16 protein-coding genes are annotated in these 21,104 nt (G+C 68.4%); 11 read left to right on the top strand and 5 right to left on the bottom strand.

Annotation, left to right across the window (positions count from 1 at the left end):
- Positions 1 to 91: 91 nt before the first annotated feature.
- On the bottom strand, positions 92 to 1,711 hold the full coding sequence (locus EDC22_RS09745; RefSeq protein ID WP_132806453.1) for a phytoene desaturase family protein: 1,620 nt from the start codon (positions 1,709 to 1,711) through the stop codon (positions 92 to 94).
- A 44-nt stretch (positions 1,712 to 1,755) separates the two neighbouring features.
- The gene (locus EDC22_RS09740; protein WP_165926852.1) at positions 1,756 to 3,096 is read right to left on the bottom strand and encodes an aspartate aminotransferase family protein; all 1,341 of its coding nucleotides are present in this window, start codon (positions 3,094 to 3,096) and stop codon (positions 1,756 to 1,758) included.
- Between the two features lie 165 nt (positions 3,097 to 3,261).
- Here EDC22_RS09740 and EDC22_RS09735 point away from each other — a divergent pair, with 165 nt between their 5' ends.
- The 11 genes from EDC22_RS09735 to EDC22_RS09685 all read left to right on the top strand — a co-directional run bounded on the left by EDC22_RS09735 (position 3,262) and on the right by EDC22_RS09685 (position 15,200).
- Entirely contained in the window at positions 3,262 to 4,101 is an 840-nt protein-coding gene (locus EDC22_RS09735; protein ID WP_245499711.1) for a methyltransferase domain-containing protein, read from the top strand.
- Positions 4,098 to 4,772: a transcriptional regulator BetI gene (betI, locus tag EDC22_RS09730; protein ID WP_245499710.1), complete on the top strand. Its 675-nt coding sequence runs from the start codon at positions 4,098 to 4,100 to the stop codon at positions 4,770 to 4,772. The genes EDC22_RS09735 and betI overlap by 4 nt, the downstream gene beginning before the upstream one ends.
- Positions 4,769 to 5,950 carry an acyl-CoA dehydrogenase family protein gene (locus tag EDC22_RS09725; protein WP_132806451.1) on the top strand — a complete coding sequence of 394 codons (1,182 nt, stop codon included), beginning with the start codon at positions 4,769 to 4,771 and terminating at the stop codon, positions 5,948 to 5,950. The genes betI and EDC22_RS09725 overlap by 4 nt, the downstream gene beginning before the upstream one ends.
- 94 nt (positions 5,951 to 6,044) lie before the next feature.
- On the top strand, positions 6,045 to 7,154 hold the full coding sequence (locus EDC22_RS09720) for a polyamine ABC transporter substrate-binding protein (protein ID WP_132806450.1): 1,110 nt from the start codon (positions 6,045 to 6,047) through the stop codon (positions 7,152 to 7,154).
- Positions 7,155 to 7,345: 191 nt separating this feature from the next.
- Positions 7,346 to 8,500, top strand: coding sequence for an ABC transporter ATP-binding protein (locus EDC22_RS09715; protein ID WP_132806449.1), 1,155 nt, complete (start codon positions 7,346 to 7,348; stop codon positions 8,498 to 8,500).
- A gap of 8 nt (positions 8,501 to 8,508) precedes the next feature.
- A complete protein-coding gene (locus EDC22_RS09710) occupies positions 8,509 to 9,468 on the top strand; it encodes an ABC transporter permease subunit (RefSeq protein WP_132806448.1) in 960 nt (319 codons plus the stop codon).
- Entirely contained in the window at positions 9,465 to 10,304 is an 840-nt protein-coding gene (locus EDC22_RS09705) for an ABC transporter permease subunit (protein WP_132806447.1), read from the top strand. The genes EDC22_RS09710 and EDC22_RS09705 overlap by 4 nt, the downstream gene beginning before the upstream one ends.
- Positions 10,305 to 10,329: 25 nt before the next feature.
- Positions 10,330 to 11,226 carry a beta-keto acid cleavage family enzyme gene (locus EDC22_RS09700; RefSeq protein ID WP_132806446.1) on the top strand — a complete coding sequence of 299 codons (897 nt, stop codon included), beginning with the start codon at positions 10,330 to 10,332 and terminating at the stop codon, positions 11,224 to 11,226.
- 186 nt (positions 11,227 to 11,412) lie between these two features.
- Positions 11,413 to 12,900 carry a carnitine 3-dehydrogenase gene (locus tag EDC22_RS09695; protein ID WP_132806445.1) on the top strand — a complete coding sequence of 496 codons (1,488 nt, stop codon included), beginning with the start codon at positions 11,413 to 11,415 and terminating at the stop codon, positions 12,898 to 12,900.
- A 170-nt stretch (positions 12,901 to 13,070) separates the two neighbouring features.
- The gene (locus EDC22_RS09690) at positions 13,071 to 14,231 is read left to right on the top strand and encodes an acyl-CoA dehydrogenase family protein (RefSeq protein ID WP_132806444.1); all 1,161 of its coding nucleotides are present in this window, start codon (positions 13,071 to 13,073) and stop codon (positions 14,229 to 14,231) included.
- 189 nt (positions 14,232 to 14,420) lie between these two features.
- A complete protein-coding gene (locus EDC22_RS09685) occupies positions 14,421 to 15,200 on the top strand; it encodes an enoyl-CoA hydratase-related protein (protein WP_132806443.1) in 780 nt (259 codons plus the stop codon).
- Between the two features lie 61 nt (positions 15,201 to 15,261).
- Here the strand turns inward: EDC22_RS09685 and EDC22_RS09680 are convergent, their stop codons facing one another.
- The 3 genes from EDC22_RS09680 to EDC22_RS09670 are packed head-to-tail and all read right to left on the bottom strand — an operon-like array spanning position 15,262 to position 20,802.
- Positions 15,262 to 18,546 carry an error-prone DNA polymerase gene (locus EDC22_RS09680; protein ID WP_132806442.1) on the bottom strand — a complete coding sequence of 1,095 codons (3,285 nt, stop codon included), beginning with the start codon at positions 18,544 to 18,546 and terminating at the stop codon, positions 15,262 to 15,264.
- Positions 18,543 to 20,117 carry a Y-family DNA polymerase gene (locus tag EDC22_RS09675; RefSeq protein WP_132806441.1) on the bottom strand — a complete coding sequence of 525 codons (1,575 nt, stop codon included), beginning with the start codon at positions 20,115 to 20,117 and terminating at the stop codon, positions 18,543 to 18,545. The genes EDC22_RS09680 and EDC22_RS09675 overlap by 4 nt, the downstream gene beginning before the upstream one ends.
- Entirely contained in the window at positions 20,008 to 20,802 is a 795-nt protein-coding gene (locus tag EDC22_RS09670) for an ImuA family protein (protein ID WP_245499709.1), read from the bottom strand. Before EDC22_RS09670 ends, EDC22_RS09675 begins: the two co-directional genes overlap by 110 nt.
- Between the last annotated feature and the right edge of the window lie 302 nt (positions 20,803 to 21,104).

The following is a 21,104-nucleotide window of genomic DNA, read 5'->3' as shown; positions in this document are numbered from 1 at the left end:
GGCGGGGTGAGCGATCCCGGGTCGGCCGTAGGGCCGTCCGGCATGATGCGGGGCAGCGATCGCGGGCTGCCGTCCTCGCGCATTGGCGCTTCTAGAGCACCGCATAGGCGTCGCTCATGTGACGGCGGGGCGCCTTCAGGTCGCGCAGGATTTCAGCCGCCGCGTTGCGGCCGGGTGCGCCCATGACGCCGCCGCCCGGGTGCGTGGAGGAGCCGCACATGTAGAGGCCGCCGATCGGGGCGCGGTACTGGGCGTAACCGGGCACCGGGCGGTTGAACAGCAGCTGATCGAAGGTGAGCTCGCCCTGGAAGATGTTTCCCTCGGTGAGGCCGACCTCTTCCTCCAGTTCGCGCGGCGTGCGGATTTCAGCATGCAGGATCAGGTCGCGGAAGCCGGGCGAATAGTCGGCGATCTGGTCGATCACGACCTTGCCGAAGGCATCACGGTCGGCATCGGTCCAGTCGCGGCCCTCCACCTTAGGCGGACAGTACTGCACGAAACAGCTCATGAAGTGCTTGCCCGGCGGGGTCATGGTCGGATCGAGCGTGGTCGGGATCATCATGTCGAGGAAGGGATCGGCCGACCAGCGGCCGGCCTTCCAGTCGTCGTAGGCACGCTCCATGCGCTCGACGGAGTCGGTGAAGTGCAGGTCGCCGCGCCAGGCCGGCGAGCCCTTCGGCAGGGCGGGAAAGTCGGGCAGGCCGTCGAGTGCGATGTTCACCTTGCCGGATGAGCCGCGGATCTTGAAGTTGCGAACCGCCTTGAGGAACGGGGCGGGAAGCTCCGCCTCGTCGACGAGCTTGAGAAAGGTGCGCTTGACGTCGAGATTGGAAACGACGATGCGGGCCCGAATCTCCTCGCCGCTGTCGAGCACGATTCCGGCGGTGCGGCCGTTCTCGACCAGTACCTTGCTCACGCCCGCGCCGGTGCGTACCGTTCCGCCGGAGGCCTGGAATGATGCCGCAAGGGCGTTCGAGATCGCACCCATGCCGCCGCGCGCGAAGCCCCATGCGCCGATGGCGCCGTCGACCTCGCCCATGTAGTGGTGCAGCAGTACGTAGGCGGTGCCCGGCGACATCGGTCCGAGCGCCGTGCCGATGATGCCGGAAATGCAGAAGCTTGCCTTGACGACGTCGGTCTCGAAGTACTCATCCAGGAATTCCGCGATCGACATCGTCCAGAAGCGGATCGTGTCATACATCTCGGTCTCGGTGAGATCGTAGAACCTGCGCCCGAGATAGATGAGTTCCTGCACGTCGCGCGGCCGCAATGAGGTGGGGTCGGGCGGCGTGCGCATCAGCAACGGCCGGATGAACCGGCACTGGCGCAACACGTCGGCGGAATAGCGGTCATAGGCTTCCGCATCGCGCCGCGAGAAGCGGGCGATCTCGCGGCGATGGGCATCGTGGTTGCGGTAGTTGCCGAGAATGTCGCCGTCCCGGGTGAACACCGCACCGCCCTCGTAGGGGATGATCTGCAGTCCGTAGCGGGGCAGCTCCAGGTCGCGCATGATCTCGGGCCGAAGCAGGCTGCAGACATAGGAGCAGTTCGAATAGAGGAAGCCCGGATACAGCGAACGGCTGACTGCGGCGCCGCCGACCCAGTCGTTCTTCTCGACGACGAGCACGTCGAGCCCGGCCCGGGCGAGATAGCAGGCGTTCACCAGCCCGTTGTGACCCGCACCGACAACGATTGCGTCCCAGGTTTTCATGCCGGACTCGCAGACGATCGAGACAGCCTGATCGATCGCATCGGCTAGTTCGCCGCGCGGTGCCTCGCGCGACCGGACAGCTCGGCGATCGTCCGGTCCACCGCGATCTCGAAGCCTCTCAGCGTGTCGGCGAGGCAGCTCTCATCATGTGCCTCGCAGATGAACCACGGTTCGCGCGAATCCGGTTCGCACAACACCCCCTCGTCGTGCAGGTGACGGGCCATCGTGTCGTAGAAGGTGTAGTCCGAGCTCTTCCAGTCGCGATAGTTCGTCGGCGGCGTCTCCGCGAAGAACAGCCCACCCATCGAGGGGTGTCCGGCGAAGGAATGGACGATGCCGCGGGCGTTGAGGATCTCGCTCATGCCGGCCTGCAGCCTGCGGCCATAGGCGGCGATCGTCTCCAGCGCCGGCGTCTCGTCGATGATCTGAAGCGTCTTCTCGGCCGCGGCCAGCGCAACGGAATGTGCGGTGTAGGTGCCGCCATGCGCGACGCCGTGGCCATACTGGCGCATGATGTCTTCGCGGCCGCCGATCGCGGCGATCTGGTAGCCGTTCGCCATCGCCTTGGCGAATGTGCACAGGTCGGCACGCACCCCCATCAGCTCCTGCACGCCGCCGCGGGCGACGCGGAAGCCGGACTTCACCTCGTCGATGATCAGCACGACTCCATAGCGATCGCACAGCTCGCGGACCGCCTTCACATAGGCGGGGTCGGCGGTGATGCCGCAGCAATTGCCCTGGATCGGCTCCATCAGCATCGCGGCGATCTCGCCGGCATGGGCCCGGAAGATGTCCTCCAGACGGTTGGCGTCGTTCATGGGTGCGACGTGGAGGAGCTGGCGCGTGATCTCCGGCACGCCCCTCGAGTAGGGCACGACCGGCGGGTCGGTGTTGCTGCCCGGATTCCAGCCATCGACGCCGAGCGTCCACAACGCCGCGTCGAACAGGCCATGATAGCCGCCTTCCAGCAGCACATAGCTGCTGCGGCCGGTGTAGGCGCGCGCCAGCCGCAGCGCGGCCATGACGGCTTCCGTGCCGGAATTGGAGAAACGGACCAACTCGGCGGCGGGAACCATCTTCGCGATGCGGGCGGCCACCGCATATTCGCGCTCGGTAGACAGGGCGAAGACGCCGCCGACCTCCATCCCCTGGCGCGCGGCCGCATCGACGCGCGGATCGGCATAGCCGAGGATCGCTGGCCCGTAGCCGAGCCGGTAATCGACATAGGCGTTGTCGTCGAGATCCCAGATGCGACCGCCCCGACCGCGCTTCACATAGATGGTGCGGTCTTCGCCCCAGTAGCGGAAATTGGACGCAACGCCGAGCGGCAGCCGGGTCAGTGCCTTGCGGAAATGGGCGTTTGACTTGTCGAGGGTGCGTCCCATGTCGGGGCCTCCGATCTCGTCCGATCCGGGAGGCGGAAGGCCACCCGAGCGGGCCAAATCTCGCACGAAACGGGCGTTCCTGTCCATACTACTGAACAAACATTCAATCAGAAAATTGCTGAATGTTCATTCAGACCACTTGCACCGGAGTGGTTTTGCGGTAGCATGGCCGGCGATCCGAAGGGCTTGGTCGAGATGTCGCTGAGCGAGTCGCCGGAGGGGTCCGGATATGCTGGCGGGCACGCCGCCCTGCTGCAGCTCCTGTGGGGGCAGGGGTTTCTGTCGCCGGGTGGGCCGGAGGAGGTCGAGCGCGTCCTGGACGGGCTCGACCTCGACGGCCGCAGGGTGCTCGACATCGGCTGCGGGCTCGGCGGCATCGACCGCCTGATCGCGGAGCGTCATCGGGTCGTCGAGGTGGTGGGGATCGACGTCGAGGCGCCGCTGGTCGAGGCGGCGCGGCGGCTGATCGCCGGCTCGCCGGTGGCGCAGACGGTGCGGTTCGAATGCGTCAGCCCCGGTCCGCTGCCGTTTCCCGCCGAGCGTTTCGACGTGGTGTTCTCCAAGGATTCGATCCTGCATGTCCCGGACAAGGCAGCGCTCGCCCGCGAGATCCATCGGGTGCTGGCGCCCGGCGGCGTGTTCGCAGCGAGCGACTGGCTGAGCGGTCGCGAAGGGGCGCCGACGGCGGACATGGCGCGCTATCTTGCGGCGGAAGGGCTCGGCTTCGTGCTGGCAACCCCTGACCACTACCGCGCGGCGCTGGAGGCTGCCGGCTTCAAGGACATCCGCTTCACCGACCGCAACGCCTGGTATCGCGACCTGGCGGCGCGGGAGGAGGCCGAGCTCGCCGGCCCGCTGCGGCAGCGGGCGATCTCGATGACCGGTCCGGACTTCCTCACCCGCCAGCTCGAGGTGTGGCGGACGATGCGGATCGTGCTTGACAGCGGGGAGCTGCGACCCACGCATATCAGGGCGAGGAAGCCTGCCGGAGGGCCGGCACTGTGATCGCCGAGACCATCGAGATGCCGCAGCGTAGCGTCCGCCGGGCCGACAAGAACCTGAGGCGGCAGGAACTGATCGACGCCACCATCGATTCGTTGGCCAAGCGCGGCTACGAGGCGACCACCACCGCCGTCGTCGCCGACGGCGCCGGGCTGTCGCGCGGCATCGTCAACTTCCATTTCGAGTCCAAGGACAAGCTGCTCGTCGCAACGCTGAAATACCTTTCCGACAAATACCGGAACCATTGGCGCGGGGCGGTGAAGGCGGCGGCCGCGGATCCGGCCTCGCGGCTGTGGGCGCTGGTCAGCGCGGATTTCGACCGCAAGGTCTGCACACGCCGCAAGCTCGCTGCCTGGTGCGCATTCTGGGGCGAGGCGAAGTCGCGACCGACCTACCGCGAACTGTGCAGCGCCAATGACGAGGAATACCAGCAGACCGTGGTCGATCTGTGCGCAGCGCTTGCCGGGCCCGAGCAGGACGCCGGGCTGATCGCGCGCGGCATCGTCGCCATGCTGGAAGGGCTGTGGCTGCACCTGATAATGGGGCCGAAGGAATTCGGTCGCGAGGATGCGCTCAAGGTTGCCCGTGCGCATCTCGCCTCGGTGTTCCCGCGCCACTTCGACGCCGATGGTCCACGGACACGCGCCGGGACGCGGAGGGAGTCGGCCGGATGAGCTTCCACCTCCCGCCGAGCGCGCTGGACTGGCAGGCCAAGGTTCGCGCCTTCGTCGACGAGGAGCTCATTCCCTGGGAAATCGAGGCGGAGATGAACGGCGGCGAGATTCCCCCTGACGTCGCCGCGCGCCACGAACGGATCGCGATCGGACTGGGGCTGTCGCGCATGGATGTGCCAGTGGCCTATGGCGGGCTCGCCGCTCCGGTGCTCGATCAGGTGGTGGCCGCGGAGCAGATCGGCCGGGTCACCAACGCGCTCGGCTGGTGCTATCCGGAGGCGCAGGGCTGGATGTTCGAGGCATGCAGCGCCGACCAGCTCGAGCGCTTCGTGCTGCCGATGATGCGGGGCGAGCGCCACTTCTGCTACGCGATCACCGAGGAGGGCGCGGGCTCCAACGTGGACGACATCGTTGCGACCGCCCGGCGCGATGGCGGCGACTACGTGATCGACGCGGTGAAGTGGCACGTCACCAGCGCCAATCTCGCCGACACCATTCTCGTCCAGGCGAAGATGGCCGAGGGTCGCAACGCCGGCACGCACGGGCTGTTCTTCGTCGAGGCGGACGCCACGGGCATCTCGACCGTCCGCAATCCTGCCTACAGCCACACCTATCGCCACCATCATCCGATCCTCAGATTCGATGGCGTGCGGGTTCCCGCTGCCAACCTGATCGGGCGCGAGGGCGAGGGCATGGACTTCACCTATGCCTGGTTCCGCCGCGAGCGCCTGATGATCGCAGCGAGGGCCTGCGGCGCCGCGGAACGGCTGATCGAGGAGGCGCGCGCCTTCGCCGCGACGCGCGTCGTCGGCGGTGTGCCGATCGCCGAACACCAGCTTGTCCAGGCGATGCTGGCCGACAGCGTGGTCGATCTGCATGCCGCCCGCCTCGTCACCTACGAGGCGGCGGCCGCGCACGACCGGGGGTTGGACGTCAAGGCGTTGCATGCGCGCTGCTCGATCGCCAAGCTGCTGGCCTCGGAAGCCGCCGGGCGGATTGCCGACCGGGCGGTGCAGATCTTCGGAGGGCGCGGCTATATGCGCGAGAACGTCGCCGAACGCTTTCTCCGGGAACTCCGGGTTGACCGCATCTGGGAGGGCACCAGCGAGATCCAGCGGCTGATCATCGCCAACGGGCTGATGAAGCGCGGCCTGGCGGGCACGATAGGAGCAAGCTGAAGTCGACGACCCCAGTATGACGACGCCGGCGGCCGCGGCGCAATCATCACAACCGGCCGGACGCCTGACAGACGGACCAGAGGAGCCAGGAACGATGACCGCAATCCCGAGGACGCTTCGGCGGCTGGCGCTCGGCGCAGCCGTCCTCTCCTTCTTCACGTTCGCCGCGGCAGCTCAGGAGAATGTCGTCCACGTCTACAACTGGGTTGACTATATCGGCGAGAACACCATTGCCGAATTCGAGGCGGAGACCGGAATCAAGGTGATCTACGACACCTATGATGCCTCCGAGACCGCCGAGGCGAAGCTCCTCGCCGGACGATCCGGCTACGATGTGGTACTCCATTCCGGCTCGAAGATCCCGGAGTTCGTGGCCGCCGGCATCTTCCAGCCGCTCGACAAGTCGAAGCTGCCGCACTGGAAGCATCTCGACCCTGACATCCTCAAGGTGCTCGACGGGTGGGACCCTGGCAACGCCTATGGCGTGCCGTACATGTGGGGCACGACCGGCATCACCTACAACATGGAGATGGTCACCGAGCGCCTCGGCGAGAACGCGCCGCTCGACACGCTCGACATCATCATGAAGCCCGAATACGCCGCGAAGGTCGCCGACTGCGGGATCAGCGTGTTGGAAAGTCCGCGCGATGTGATCCCCATGATCCTGTCCTATCTCGGCAAGGACCCGAACTCCTCCGATCCGGCCGATTACGATGCGGTGGTGGAGGCGTTCCTGCCCGTGCGCCAGTACATCAAGACCTTCGATTCCTCCAACTATCTGAACGCGCTGCCGAACAAGGAGGTCTGCGTCGTCAACAACTGGTCGGGCGACTATGCGACGGCGGCCTCGCGTGCCGAGGAGGCGGGGATCGAGATAGAGCTTGCCTACTTCGTGCCGAAGACCGGCTCGCCGGCCTGGTTCGACGTCTGGGTGATCCCGTCGGATGCGCCGAATGTCGAGAACGCCTACAAGTTCATCGACTTTCTGCTCCGGCCGAAGGTGATCGCAGATGCGACCAACTTCACCTACTACGCGAACGCCAACAAGGACGCCGCCGAATTCGTCGATCCGGCGATCCTCGCGGATCCGGCCATCTATCCGGACGCGGAGCTGATGTCGCGACTGTGGACCAACAAGGTGCTCGACCGTGCCGCCGACCGCGCCCGCGTGCGCGCCTGGAGCAGGATGAAGACGGGGCAGTAGATCGGTGAGGGAGGGGCGATGCCTCCAGCCATGCTCCGATCCATCCAGCCGTGGTGTCATCCCGGACGGTTTGCGGACCTACCCGGGATCGGGAGGCCGCTCCGCCACCGCCCCGGCGGCCCGATCCCGGTTCTCCGCTTCGCTTCGACCGGGATGACGTGCGGACGGCTGGCGCCACAGACGGTTCCCGCATGACCACAGAGTCCGTCTTCCCCGACTATCGCGAAAGGCCATGGCTCGACCCCAAGGCGCGTGCCTTCGTCGAGGTCGACTCGGTGACCCGCAAGTTCGGCGACTTCATCGCGGTGAACGACGTGTCGCTGAAGATCTTCCGGGGAGAGCTGTTCTGCCTGCTCGGCGGTTCGGGCTGCGGCAAGACCACGCTGTTGCGGATGCTGGCCGGCTTCGAGACACCGAGCTCCGGCCGGGTGCTGATCGACGGGCAGGACATGACCAGCACGCCGCCCTACGACCGGCCCGTCAACATGATGTTCCAGTCCTACGCGCTGTTCCCGCACATGAGCGTCGAGCAGAATGTCGGCTACGGGCTGAAGCACGAGCGGATGAGCCGGGCGGAGATCGCCGACCGGGTACGCGAGATGCTCGAACTGGTGAAGCTCGAAGGCTATGCCAAGCGAAAGCCTCACCAGCTCTCCGGCGGCCAGCGACAGCGCGTCGCGCTCGCCCGGGCGCTCGCCAAGAAGCCGAAGCTGCTCTTGCTCGACGAGCCGCTGGCCGCGCTGGACAAGAAGCTGCGCGAGAAGACGCAGTTCGAGCTCATGAACATCCAGTACCAGGTCGGTGTGACCTTCATCGTGGTCACCCATGACCAGGAAGAGGCGATGACGCTGTCCACCCGCATCGCCGTCATGGACCGCGGCGCGATCCTGCAGGTCGGCACACCGACCGACATCTACGAGTATCCGAACTGCCGCTTCACCGCCAACTTCATCGGCTCGATCAATCTGTTCGACGGTGTCGTCGTCGAGGTCGGGGCGGGGCGGGTGGTGGTGCGCTCGGAGGATCTGTCAGCGCCACTCGCCGTCGAGCACACCGCCCCCGTGCAGCTCGGCGCGCCGGTCTCGGTCGTGGTCAGGCCGGAGAAGGTGGCGATCGGCCGCGAAGCGCCTGCCGACACCGCCGTCAATGCGGTCGAGGGACAGGTGCTCGATCTCGGCTATTTCGGCGACCGTTCGCTCTACCGGGTCAGGCTTGCCTCCGGACGAATCGTGCTGGTCAGCCATCAGAACGTGCGTCGGGCCCGCGACGACGAGCGGGTCGTCGACTGGGACGACAGGGTCTGGCTGTCCTGGCCGGCGCGCGCGGCGCTGATCCTGACGGAATAGGCGTTGCGATGGCGACCGATACATGCCGCGAGGACCGCGGGCGCTGGCGGCAGGGGATTGCAACGCACCTGCTGCAGGCGCTCGGCGATGCCTGGCGCACGCTGGTGGTGGGCGTCCCCTATGTCTGGCTGCTGCTGTTCTTCCTGGTGCCGTTCCTGATCATCCTGAAGATCAGCTTCGCGGTCTCGATCATTGCCCGGCCGCCCTACACGCCACTCTGGGACTGGGGGCCGGACGGAACGCTGACGATCAGCCTGAACGTCATCAACTACGCCTTCCTTCTCGAGGATCCGCTCTACATCCTCGGCTATCTAAACTCGCTGAAGATCGCGGCGATCTCGACGGTTCTGTGCCTCCTCGTCGGCTATCCGATCGCCTACGGCATCGCCCGCTCGCCGCACGGCACGCGCAACCTGCTGCTGCTGCTCGTCATCTTGCCGTTCTGGACGTCGTTCCTGCTCAGGATCTACGCCTGGATGGGCATCCTCAACAAGCAGGGCGTGCTCAACAACATGCTGATCGCGCTCGGCGTCGTCGACCAGCCGATCACCTTCATGAACACCGACTTCGCGGTCTATGTCGGCATCGTCTACTCGTACCTGCCGTTCATGATCCTGCCGATCTACGTCAACCTCGAGCGCATGGACATCAGTCTCGTCGAGGCGGCGATGGATCTCGGTTCCCGGCCCTCGCGGGTGTTCATCGACGTGACGCTGCCGCTGTCGGTTCCCGGCATCGTCGCCGGCTCGCTGCTGGTCTTCATTCCCGCCACCGGCGAATACGTGATCCCGGCCCTGCTCGGCAGTCCGTCGAACCCGATGATCGGCCGGGTCCTGTTCGACGAGTTCTACACCAATCGCGACTGGCCGCTGGCCTCCGCTGTCGCCGTCATGCTGCTGATCGTGCTGGTCGTGCCGATCCTCCTGTTCCAGCGCTACCAGCTCAGGCAGGGCGAGGACGGACGATGAACCGGGGCCGCTCCACCTTCCTGACCGTCTGGCTGATCCTCGGCTACACCTTCCTCTACGCGCCAATCATCCTGATGATGATCTACTCGTTCAACGCCTCGCGGCTCGCCACGGTCTGGGGCGGCTTCTCGACCCGATGGTACGGTGAGCTGCTGCACAACCAGATGGTCATCGACGCGGCGGTGCTCAGCCTCAAGATCGCTGCCGTCTCCGCCAGCGTCGCCACCGTGCTCGGCACGCTCGGCGGCATCGCGCTGGCGCGTTTCGGGCGTTTCCGCGGGCGCCTGTTGTTCTCCGGCATGATCACGGCGCCGCTGGTGATGCCCGACGTGATCACCGGCCTCTCGCTGCTCCTGCTGTTCGTCGCCATGGAGGAAGCGATCGGCTGGCCGGAGGGACGGGGTATGGTGACGATCATGATCGCCCACATCACCTTCTGCATGGCTTATGTGGCCGTGATCATCCAGTCGCGTCTGACGCAGATCGACGAGGCGCTGGAGGAGGCGGCGATGGATCTCGGATCCCGCCCGTTCCGGGTGATGCTCGACATCACGCTGCCGCTGCTGGCCCCGGCGATGATCTCCGGCTGGCTGCTGGCCTTCACGCTGTCGCTCGATGATCTCGTCATTGCGACCTTCACCTCCGGACCCGGCGCGACGACGCTGCCGATGGTGATCTTCTCCAAGGTGAAGCTCGGCATCACGCCGGACATCAATGCGCTGGCGACGGTCATCATCATCGTGGTCACGGTGGTCGTGGTGACGGGAACGGTGATCCTGAACCGGATCTCCTACCGGCGGCTCGTCGAGAGCCAGCGGGCGCTCGCCGAGACCTGAGAGGACCAGTGCAAGCGGGGCCAGCATGAACACGGACGTCTTCATCACCTGCGCGGTGACGGGTGCCGGCGACACGGTGGACAAGAGCGAACATGTGCCGGTTACGCCCGCCGAGATCGCGGCTGCCGCGATCGAGGCGGCGAAGGCGGGTGCGGCGATCGCCCATATCCATGTGCGCGATCCTGCCACCGGCAAGGGCTCGCGCGATCCGAGGCTCTATGCCGAGGTGGTCGAGCGGGTACGATCCTCCGGCGTCGACGTGGTGCTGAACCTCACCGCCGGTATGGGCGGCGATCTGGTGCTGGGCGGGACGGAGAGGCCGCTGCCGCTCGATGCGACCGGCACGGACATGGCCGGCGCGACGGAGCGTCTCGTTCACGTCGAGCACCTCTTGCCGGAGATCTGCACGCTCGACTGCGGTTCGATGAACTTCGCCGCCGGTGGCGACTACGTGATGACAAACACGCCCGACATGCTCAGGGCCATGGCGCGCCGCATCCGGGCGGCAGGCGTCCGTCCGGAGCTCGAGGTGTTCGACTTCGGCCACATGGTGATGGTGAAGGATCTGATTGCCGAGGGGCTGATCGAGCAGCCCGTCATGATCCAGCTCTGCATGGGCATTCCCTACGGCGCGCCCGACGATCCGGCGACGCTGATGGCGCTGGTGGCGCAGCTCCCCCCGGGCGCGGTCTTCTCCGCCTTTTCCATCGGTCGGATGCAGCTTCCCTACGTGGCGATGGCTGCGCTCGCCGGCGGCAATGTCCGGGTCGGACTGGAAGACAATCTCTTCCTGTCGCGCGGCGTCAAGGCAACCAACGCCGCGCTGGTCGAGCGGGCGGTTAGGATCCTCGAAGCCATGAATGTCCGCATCCTCGGCCCCGCCGCCGTGCGCGAGAAGCTGAAGCTGGTGAAGCGGTGGTGAGCGGGATCAGACAGTCTGCCACGCGGTCCGGACGAGGTCCGGGCTCGCGCTACCTCTCCGTCATTCCGGCCGCAGCGCCGCAGGCACGGGGAGCCGGGAAGGGGACGCATCGGTGCAGCCGGTTTGCTGTCCCGATCCCGGATCGGCAGGCAGCCGTCGGGGATGAGGCTTGGCGGGAGATCCATGATGCCTGACATCCGCAGGGTCGGACTGATCGGTGGCGGGGTGATCGGCTCGGGGTGGGCGGCACGGTGCCTGCTGTCCGGCCTCGATGTCGATCTCTACGACCCCGATCCGGAGATCGCCCGCAAGACAGAGGAAGTGCTCGCAAACGCCCGGCGCGCCTGGGGGCGGCTGTTCCCGGATGCGCGGCCGCCGGAGGGGCGGCTCAGGATTGTCGGCAGCCTCCGCGAAGCCGTGGCGGAGGCGGACTTCGTCCAGGAGAGTCTTCCCGAACGGATCGAGCTGAAGCGTCGGGTGCTTGCGGCAGCGAGCCGGCCGGCGCGGCCCGACACGATCTTCGCCTCGTCCACATCCGGCCTCCTGCCAAGCGACATCCAGGCCGAGATGGCGGGTCCGCAACGGCTGGTCGTCGGTCATCCGTTCAATCCGGTATACCTGATGCCGCTGGTCGAGGTCTGCGGCGGGGCGCTGACATCGGAAGATGCGAGACAGCGCGCGGCGGCCTTCTACCGGTCGATCGGCATGCGGCCGCTGATGCTGCACAAGGAGATCGACGGCTTCATCGCCGACCGGCTGATGGAGGCCCTGTGGCGCGAGGCGCTGTGGCTCGTCCACGACGGTGTCGCCACCACGGCGGAGATCGACGACGCGATCCGCTACGGCCCCGGCATCCGCTGGTCGTTCATGGGCACGTTCCTGATCTACCGGATCGCCGGCGGCGAGGCGGGGATGCGCCACTTCATGGCGCAGTTCGGTCCGGCGCTGAAATGGCCGTGGACGAGGCTGACGGACGTTCCGGAACTGACCGAGGCGTTCCTCGACAGGCTTGCCGCCCAGTCGGACGCGCAGGCCGCCGGCACCTCGATCCGCGATCTCGAACGGCTGCGCGATGATTGCCTCGTCTCGGTGCTCTCGGCGCTGCGCGCGCGGGGATATGCCGCCGGCGAGGTGGTCAAGCGCCAGGAGGAAACGCTCTGGGACAAGGCGCAAGCCGGCGCCATTGCAGCAATCGGCGACCTTTCGCAGCCGCTCAGGCTGCACCGGGCGCGCGTCGAGGCCGACTGGATCGACTACAATGGCCACATGACCGAGAGCCGCTACCTCTATGTCTTCGGCAATGCGGCGGACGCGCTGTTCCGGTGTGTGGGCATCGACACCGCCTATCACGCGGCGGGCTTCAGCTACTACACGGTCGAGACGCACATCATGAACCTGGCGGAGGTCTCGGTGGACGAGCCGATCCATGTGACGATCCAGGTGCTCGGCGTCGATCCGAAGCGGCTGCACATCTTCCATCGGCTGTATCGGTCCTCTGACGACAGGCTGCTGGCGACGGCCGAGCAGATGCTGATCCATGTCGACACGCGGCTCGGTCGCGCGGTGCCGGCCGATCCGGCGGTCAGGGGGCGGCTCGAGGCGATCGCCGAGGCGCAGAAGGACCTGCCGAAGCCGCCAGAGGCCGGCCGGGCCATCGGGATGGGGAGGGGATAACGGATGGCAGGACACCGGCGTCCGCATTCGTGTCATCCCGGCCAGGCGGAGCGCGAGCCGGGATCGGACGTCCTCGCCGGATGCGACGCACCCCGATCCCGGCCGCCCGTCTGTGCCGTCGGCCCCGATGACGCGTGTCCTGGCTGTCGCCGGCAGTGGGAGGCTCGCCCATGAACTTCGCCCTCACCCCCGAGCAGGAGATGATCGTCGCGACCGTGCGCGGCTTCGTGGAGAGGGAGCTCTATCCGTTGGAGGCGGAGGTGGAGCGCAGCGGCGAGGTGGCCCCCGAAGTGGCGCGGATGATCCGCGACCGGGTGAAGGCGCTCGGCTTCTACGCGCCCAACGTGCCCGTCGAGTTCGGCGGTGGTGGGCTTGACACGCTCAGCTTCACGCTGCTCGAGCGCGAGCTGGGTCGTGCCTCGATGGCGCTCACGGTGTTCTGGGGGCGGCCGTCGAACATCCTGATCGCCTGTACCGAGGAGCAGCGCGCGCGCTATCTCGCCCCCTGCGTCGCCGGCGAGAAGATCGATTGCCTCGCCATCACCGAGCCGGACGCAGGCTCTGACGTGCGCGCGATGAAGACCACCGCCCGGCGTGACGGCGGCGATTGGGTGCTCAACGGCACGAAGCACTTCATCAGCCATGCCGACGTGGCGGATTTCGCGATCGTCTTCGCTGTCACCGGCGAGACCGATACGCCGCGCGGACCGCGCCGGGAGCTGACCTGCTTCCTGGTCGACCGCGGCACGCCCGGCTTCGAGATCCGCAAGGGCTACCGGTCGGTGTCGCATCGCGGCTACCACAACTGCATCCTCACCTTCGACGACTGCCGCGTGTCCGGTGCACAGGTGCTGGGCGAGGTCGGCGGCGGCATGGCGGTGATGAACACCTGGCTGTTCTCCACCAGGCTGACCGTCGCCGCCTTCGCCGTCGGCCGGGCGCGGCGGGTGCTCGACATGGCGGTCGGCTGGGCCGCCTCGCGCCGGCAGTTCGGCCGGCGGATCGGCGAGTTCCAGGGCACCGGCTTCAAGCTCGCCGACATGGTGACGGAGATCGATGCGGCCGACTGGCTCACGCTCGCCGCCGCCTGGAAGGTGGACCAGGGGCAGGACGCCAACCGCGAGATCGCCTCGGCCAAGCTGTTCGCCACCGAGATGCTCGGCCGCGTCACCGACAATGCGGTCCAGATCTTCGGTGGCATGGGGCTGATGGATGAACTGCCGATCGAGCGCTTCTGGCGCGATGCCCGTGTCGAGCGCATCTGGGACGGCACCAGCGAGATCCAGCGCCACATCATCGCCCGGATGCTGCTCGAGGGGGCGGGGCGGTGACGGGTTCCGCAAGCCCTCTCGCCGTCATCCCGGAAGCCGCACGGCTTCCATCCGGGATCAGGACGGCATGACGGAACGGGAGCTTCCGCCCGATCCCGGATCGATCTTGCGATCGACCGGGATAATGCAGCTGCGGTACCGCAGGCGGAGCCCTCGCCCGCTACGGAATGTGACGAGGAGGAAGTCACCATGGCCGCACCGCTCCACATCACCCGCAACGGCGCGATCCTCGAGATCGTGCTCGATCGGCCGAAGGCGAATGCCATCGACGCGAGGACCAGCCGCGAGATGGGGGCGGTGTTCGCGGCCTTCCGCGACGATCCGGGTCTGCGGGTGGCGATCCTGACCGGGGCCGGAGATCGGTTCTTCTCGGCGGGCTGGGACCTGAAGGCGGCGGCGCAGGGCGAATCGGCCGAAGCCGACTACGGGATCGGCGGCTTCGGCGGGTTTCCCGCGCTGCCCGATCTCAACAAGCCGGTCATCACCGCGATCAACGGCATGGCGGTGGCCGGCGGCTTCGAGATCGCGATCGCGGGCGACATCGTGCTCGCCGCCGATCATGCCGAGATGTGGTTCAGCGAGACCCACATGGGGCTCGTCGCCGACACCGGTGCCTTCCGCCTGCCGCGGCAGATCCCGCGCGTGCTGGCGATGGAACTGCTGCTGACCGGCCGGCGGCTGAAGGCGGAGGAGGCGGTGCGGATCGGCCTCGTCAATCGCGCGGTTCCCGGGCCGCGGCTCATGGAGGCCGCGCGCGAGATTGCGGCGGCGATCGTGCGCGGCGCACCGCTGGCGGTCGAGGCAACCAAGGAGATCGTCCGCATGACCGAGGCGGTTCCGGTCGCCGACTGCTATGCGATGATGCGCGAGGGGAGGTTCCCGACCTACAAGCGGCTGATGGCGAGCCCCGACGTCGAAGAAGGGGCGCGGGCCTTCGTCGAGGGGCGCGAGCCGGTCTGGCGGGGATGACCTGATGCGAGCGCCCTGAGGGCCGCTCGTCCGGTCGGCCGGGGGAGCGTCCGGGGTCGCGTCAGTGGAAGTCCCGCGACTTCGGGATGATGCGCACCTCGCGCGGGTGGCCGGCGTTACGCGGGTGGTCGGGGCGCTGGTAGAGCGGACGCCGGATCTCGTCGGCGCGGGAGAGCTCGAGGCGGGCGGAGTGGGCGTCGGAGAGGCGCTGCAATTCGTCGCTGCGGTCGTGCAGGGCGGTGACGATCAGATGCACCACGCCTTCCGGGCTCTTCTGCAGCTGTCCGTCGGCGAGTGCCAGCCGCGCCGACATGATCTGGCGGCGGTAGCGCTCGAAGCGGCGTGCCCAGATCAGCAGGTTGGCGATGCCGGTCTCGTCCTCGAGCGTCATGAAGATGGCGTTGCCCTTGCCCGGCCGCTGGCGCACCAGCACGACGCCGGCGACGCTGGCCCGGGCGCCGTCGCGCATGCCGGCAAGATCGGCGCAGGTCTTCACCCCCTCACCGCGGAACAGGTCGCGCAGGAAGGCCATCGGATGCGCCTTCAGCGACAGCCGCGTCGTCTGGTAGTCGGCGACGACATGTTCGGCGAGCGGCATGGCAGGCAGGTCCGTCGCCGGCTCGGCGCCCAGTTCGCGCGCCTGCGTCGCCGCGAACAGCGGCAGCGGCTTGTCGTCCGGCAGGCGTCTGACCGCCCAGAGCGCGGCGCGCCGGTCGAGGCCGAGCGAGCGGAAGGCGTCGGCGTCGGCGAGCAGTCTGAAGGCCCGGTGCGGCAGGGCGGTGCGCCGCCACAGCATCTCGATGCTCTCGTAGCCGGCGCCGCGCCTTGCGACCAGGGTGTCCGCCCAGGCCTCGTGGAAGCCGTCGATCTGGCGCAGGCCGAGCCGCAGCGCCAGCGTCCCGTCCGGGCGCCGCTCGAGCGAGTTGTCCCAGTCGCTGGCGGCGATGTCGATCGGCCGGACCTCGACGCCGTGCGCGCGCGCGTCGCGCACGATCTGGGCAGGCGCGTAGAAGCCCATCGGCTGGGAATTGAGCAGCGCGCAGGCGAAGGCGGCCGGGTGGTGACACTTTAGCCAGGCCGAGACATAGACCAGCCGGGCGAAGGCGGCGGCATGGGATTCGGGGAAACCGTACTCGCCGAAACCCTTGATCTGGTTGAAGCAGCGTTCGGCGAACGCGCGCGTGTAGCCGCGCCGGACCATGCCCTCGACCATCTTCGCCTCGAAGGTGTGGATGGTGCCGGTATGACGGAAGGTCGCCATCGCCCGGCGCAGCCCGTTCGCCTCGTCGGGGCTGAACTCGGCGGCGACCATCGCGATCTTCATGGCCTGTTCCTGGAACAGCGGCACGCCCAGCGTCCGGTGCAGCACGTTGCGCAGCTCGTGCGGATCGTGCGGCGGGGCGGGGGAGGGATACTCGACCTTCTCGAGACCGTTGCGGCGGCGCAGGTAGGGATGCACCATGTCGCCCTGGATCGGTCCGGGGCGGACGATGGCGACCTGGATGACGAGATCGTAGAACCGTCTCGGTTTCAACCTGGGCAGCATGTTGATCTGCGCCCGGCTCTCCACCTGGAAGACGCCGATGGAATCGCCCTCGCACAGCATGTCGTAGACGGCCGGATCCTCCCGGGGCACGCCGGCGAGATCGAGCTTCGGGCCGCCATTCGCCGCGATCAGCTCGAAGGCCTTGCGGATGCAGGTCAGCATGCCGAGGCCGAGCACATCGACCTTCATCAGCCCGAGCGTGTCTATATCGTCCTTGTCCCACTCGATGAAGGTGCGCTCCGCCATCGCCGCATTGCCGATCGGCACCAGTTCGTCGAGCCGGCCGCGGGTGAGCACGAAGCCGCCGACATGCTGGGAGAGATGGCGTGGGAAGCCGAGCAGCGCGGTGGCGAGATTGATCGCCCGGCGGATCAGCGGATTGGCCGGATCAAGGCCCGCCTCGCGGATCTGCGAGTCGCGGATCGCGTCGCCGCCCCAGCTTCCCCACACCGTGCCGGCGAGCCGGGCGGTGACGTCCTCGGTCAGGCCCAGCACCTTGCCGACCTCGCGGATGGCGCTCTTCGGTCGGTAGGTGATGACGGTGGCGGCGAGGCCGGCGCGCGCCCGGCCGTAACGCCGATAGATGTGCTGGATCACCTCCTCGCGCCGTTCGTGCTCGAAATCGACGTCGATGTCCGGCGGCTCGCGGCGCTCGGCGGAGATGAAGCGGGCGAACAGCAGTTCGTGCTCGGCCGGATCGACGGAGGTGATGCCGAGCACGAAGCAGACGGCGGAATTGGCCGCCGAGCCGCGGCCCTGGCAGAGGATGCCCTGGTCCTCTGCGTAGCGGACGATGTCGTGGATGGTCAGGAAATAGCGCGCGTAGTCGAGCCGGGCGATCAGCGCCAGTTCCTCGCGCAGGAGCTGCTCGACCTTCGCGGGGATGCCGGCGGGATAGCGCAGGCCGGCGCGCCGCCAGGTCAGTTCCTCGAGCCAGCCCTGCGCGGTCCAGCCGGGCGGCACTGGCTCGTCGGGATAGTCGTATTTCAGTTCGGTCAGCGAGAAGTCGATCCGCGCCAGGCAGTTCACCGTCTCGGCGATCGCCTCCGGCGCGTCGCGGAACAGCCGCGCCATTTCGGCCGGCGGCTTCAGGTGGCGCTCGGCGTTCATCTCCAAGAGGCGGCCGGCAGCCTCGATCCGCACTCCCTCGCGGATGCAGGTCACCACGTCCTGCAGCGGCCGTCGGTCGGGATGGTGGTAGAGCACGTCGTTGACGGCGAGAAGCGGCGTACCGGCGTGTTGCGCGAGCCGCTTCAGTTCCGCCAGCCGGCGGCGGTCGTCGCCGCGGTGGTGCAGGCTGGCGGCAAGGCGCACCGCGCCGGGGGCGGCCTCGCCGAGCCTTCCCAGCAGATCCCGCAGTCCGTCCGTCCGCCGGTCCGGCATCACGATGAGCAGGAGGTCGCCGGCCCTTGCCAGCAGATCGTCGAGCTTCAACAGGCAGTCGCCCTTCTCCGCCCTGAGCTTGCCGGCCGTCAGCAGCCGGCACAGGCGTCCCCAGCCCGCGCGGGTCTCGGGATAGGCGAGGATGTCCGGTATGCCGTCGCAGAAGGCGAGCCGCGCTCCGACGATCAGCCGGAAGGGCAGGTCGTCCCGGTCGCCGGACTGCTTGCGCACGGTGTCGCGGATCTCCTCAAGGGCGGCGTGGGCGCGCACCACGCCGGCCACGGTGTTGCGGTCGGCGATGCCGATGCCGACATGTCCCAGTGCCAGTGCCTGCGTGACCAGCTCGGCCGGGCGGGAGGCGCCGCGCAGGAAGGAGAAGTTGGTGGTGACGGCGAGTTCCGCGTAGCGGTGGGTCATGGGAACAGCCCGTGCAGAAACCAGCGCGGCGGTCCGGTGTCGCGACCGTAGAGCCCTTCGCGGAACAGCCAGAACCGGCGGCCGGTCTCGTCCTCGACGCGGTAATAGTCGCGGGTCAGGCTGTCGTCGCTCTGGCGCCACCATTCCGGGGCGATGCGCTCCGGCCCCTCGGCGAAGGCGACCCGGTGCTCGACGCGCCGCCAGCGGAACCGCACCGGCGGGCCGTCGGGCACTTCGGCCAGCGTCTCGACCGGGTGCGGCGGGTCGAACAGATGGATGGGGCGCGGCGGCGCGCCGGTTGCGGCCCGGCACCAGCCCGGCCCGTCCGGGCGGGTTTCCGCAGCCGGCGCCGCGATGGCCGGAACCGCCCGGGCGGCGCGTTCAGGGATGTGGCTGTCGATGGCGGCGAAGCGCAATATCGCGTCGGCGCCGAAACGGGCACCGAGCCGGTCGATCAGGGCCGAGACTTCCTCCTCCTCGAATGCCCGCCCGTCGAGATCGGGCTGGACGACGGCGAAGGGCTCGACGGCAACGACCGAGAGCCGGACGAGATCGAAGCCGAAGCCCGGATCGATCCGGTCGCCGAGAGCCTCCAGCCGTTCGCGGAAAAGCCGCATGAGCGTTCCGGGATCGCGCAGTGGCGAGCCGGTCGCCACCGCCAGGCGGGTGAGCTTGCCGTCGACGTGGAAGAAGGTCGCCTCGAACCGCCGCCCGCCCTCGCCGCGCCGCTCCAGCAACCCGGCCGCCTGGGTGGCGAGACCTGCCAGTGCGGCGAGCGCGTCCTCGATCAGGGCCAGCGGCTCGGCGAAGCGCCGCTCGACCATGCAGGCCGGCAGCGGCCGGCGCGGGGTGATGCGGATGTCCTCCTCACCGAGGGTGCGGGCGAGCCGGGCGACCAGGTCGGTGCCGAAGCGGGCGGCGAGTGCAACGCGCGGGCGGTCGGCCACGTCACCCACCGTCCTCAGCCCCGCGCGCAAGAGGGCGCGCTGGGTTTCCGGTTCGCCGGTGAGGGCAGCGACGGGCAGCGGCCGGACGGTGTCACTGTCGTCATCCCGTGGAACGATACCGGGGCCACCGAAGCGGGCGAGCGCGCGGGCGGCATCGGGGGTGCCGGCGATGCTCGCGCGCGCCTCGATGCCGGCGCGCTGGAGACGGCGCAGGAGATCCTCGCGCAGACCCGCCTCGCCGCCGAACAGGTGGGCGCAGCCGGTGATGTCGAGCACGAGGCCATCGGCGCCGTCGAGGGCTGTGAGCGGGGTATAGCGGTCGCACAGATCGGCGATGCGGGCGAGGAGGGCGGCATCGGCCTCCCGATCCATGTCGAGCGCCCGCAGGGCAGGGATGCGGGCGCGCGCATCCGCCAGCGTCAGGCCAGGGGCGAGGCCGAGGGCCTGCGCCCTGCGGTTGACGGCGGCGAGCCGCAGCGCGCCCTTCACCGGTTCGGTGAAGACGACCGGCGCCTCATCCCGCGAGGGCGAAGGAGCGATCCTGCGGCCGATCCGGTCGGCCGGCAGGAAGGGCAGCCACAGCGCCAGATAGCGGCGAGGCTTCGCGGAAGACGCGGTGCTCATGATCCCACTCCAGGCGCCAGCCGAGGCCGGCCACACCGGCGCGGTGGCGCAACAGCACGATCTCGAAGGCAGGATGCCCCGGCGCCCCGGCGGCCAGCGGCTGCGAGACGCCGGCCCTCACCCGCCAGCGGGTCTGGGCCGCGTTGGGGCGGAGCTCCGCTCCGGTGCGCAGCAGCAGGGTGGTCACGCCGGAGCGCGCGGCAGCGAGCGACAGCCGGCGGCTGGCGGAAAAATCGAGCGCCTTCGGCGAGCCCCACGGCTCGATGACCACGGCCCCCAGTGCCGGGCAGCGCACCGCCTCGATGCCCGCGCGCAGCGTGCCGAGGCCGTCGCGCGCGCGCACCAGGATCAGGCTGTCCGGGTCGAAACCGAGTCCGGCCAGTCCCGGTGGATAGAGGGCGCCGGTTTCGGTTTCCCCATGCAACTGGCGCACCCAGACGACGCGGCGTCCGGCCGGCAGGGCGCGCAGGGCGAGCGCGGCGGCGAAGCCTGCCGCCGCCGCCGTGTCAGCGAGCGCGGCGGCGAGGATCTCGTGCAGTCCGCCGCGCGCGAGCCCGCCGCCCAGATGCGCGTCGACCGCCGGCAGGCCGAGGCCGAACCGGGGTGCCGTGGACGCCGTCGCGGGCTGAAGCGCCGCGAGTTCCCGGCGCAGGGCAAGAAGGATCTCCTGCATCGCAGCAGCCATCATGTTCCTGTTTTGTTCTAGAAAGCGCGATCCAGGAACGGAGTCAAGTCGGCGGAGGGATGGCTTGCGGAACGGCTGCCCCGGATGACCGTCTGGGATGGTCGCCCCCGATGGTCGGGACGTGTCTGGCGATCACCTCTGCCGGCCGGCAGTCAAGACGGCCATGCTCGCCGCGAGCGGTCGCCGGGGTCTGCGCATGGCTGCAGCGCGGATTGGGAAGGGCCCGCCAACTTCCAGCTGACGCTGGTGGCCGGTCAAAGCGTCAGATGCTGGCGCCCGGCACGGGGCGGATACCATCCTCG

The organism is Tepidamorphus gemmatus, assembly GCF_004346195.1.
Classification (GTDB): Bacteria; Pseudomonadota; Alphaproteobacteria; order Rhizobiales; family Tepidamorphaceae; genus Tepidamorphus; species Tepidamorphus gemmatus.
The sequence above is the reverse complement of the archived record's forward strand: the minus strand, read 5'-3'. Positions and strand labels throughout refer to the sequence as shown.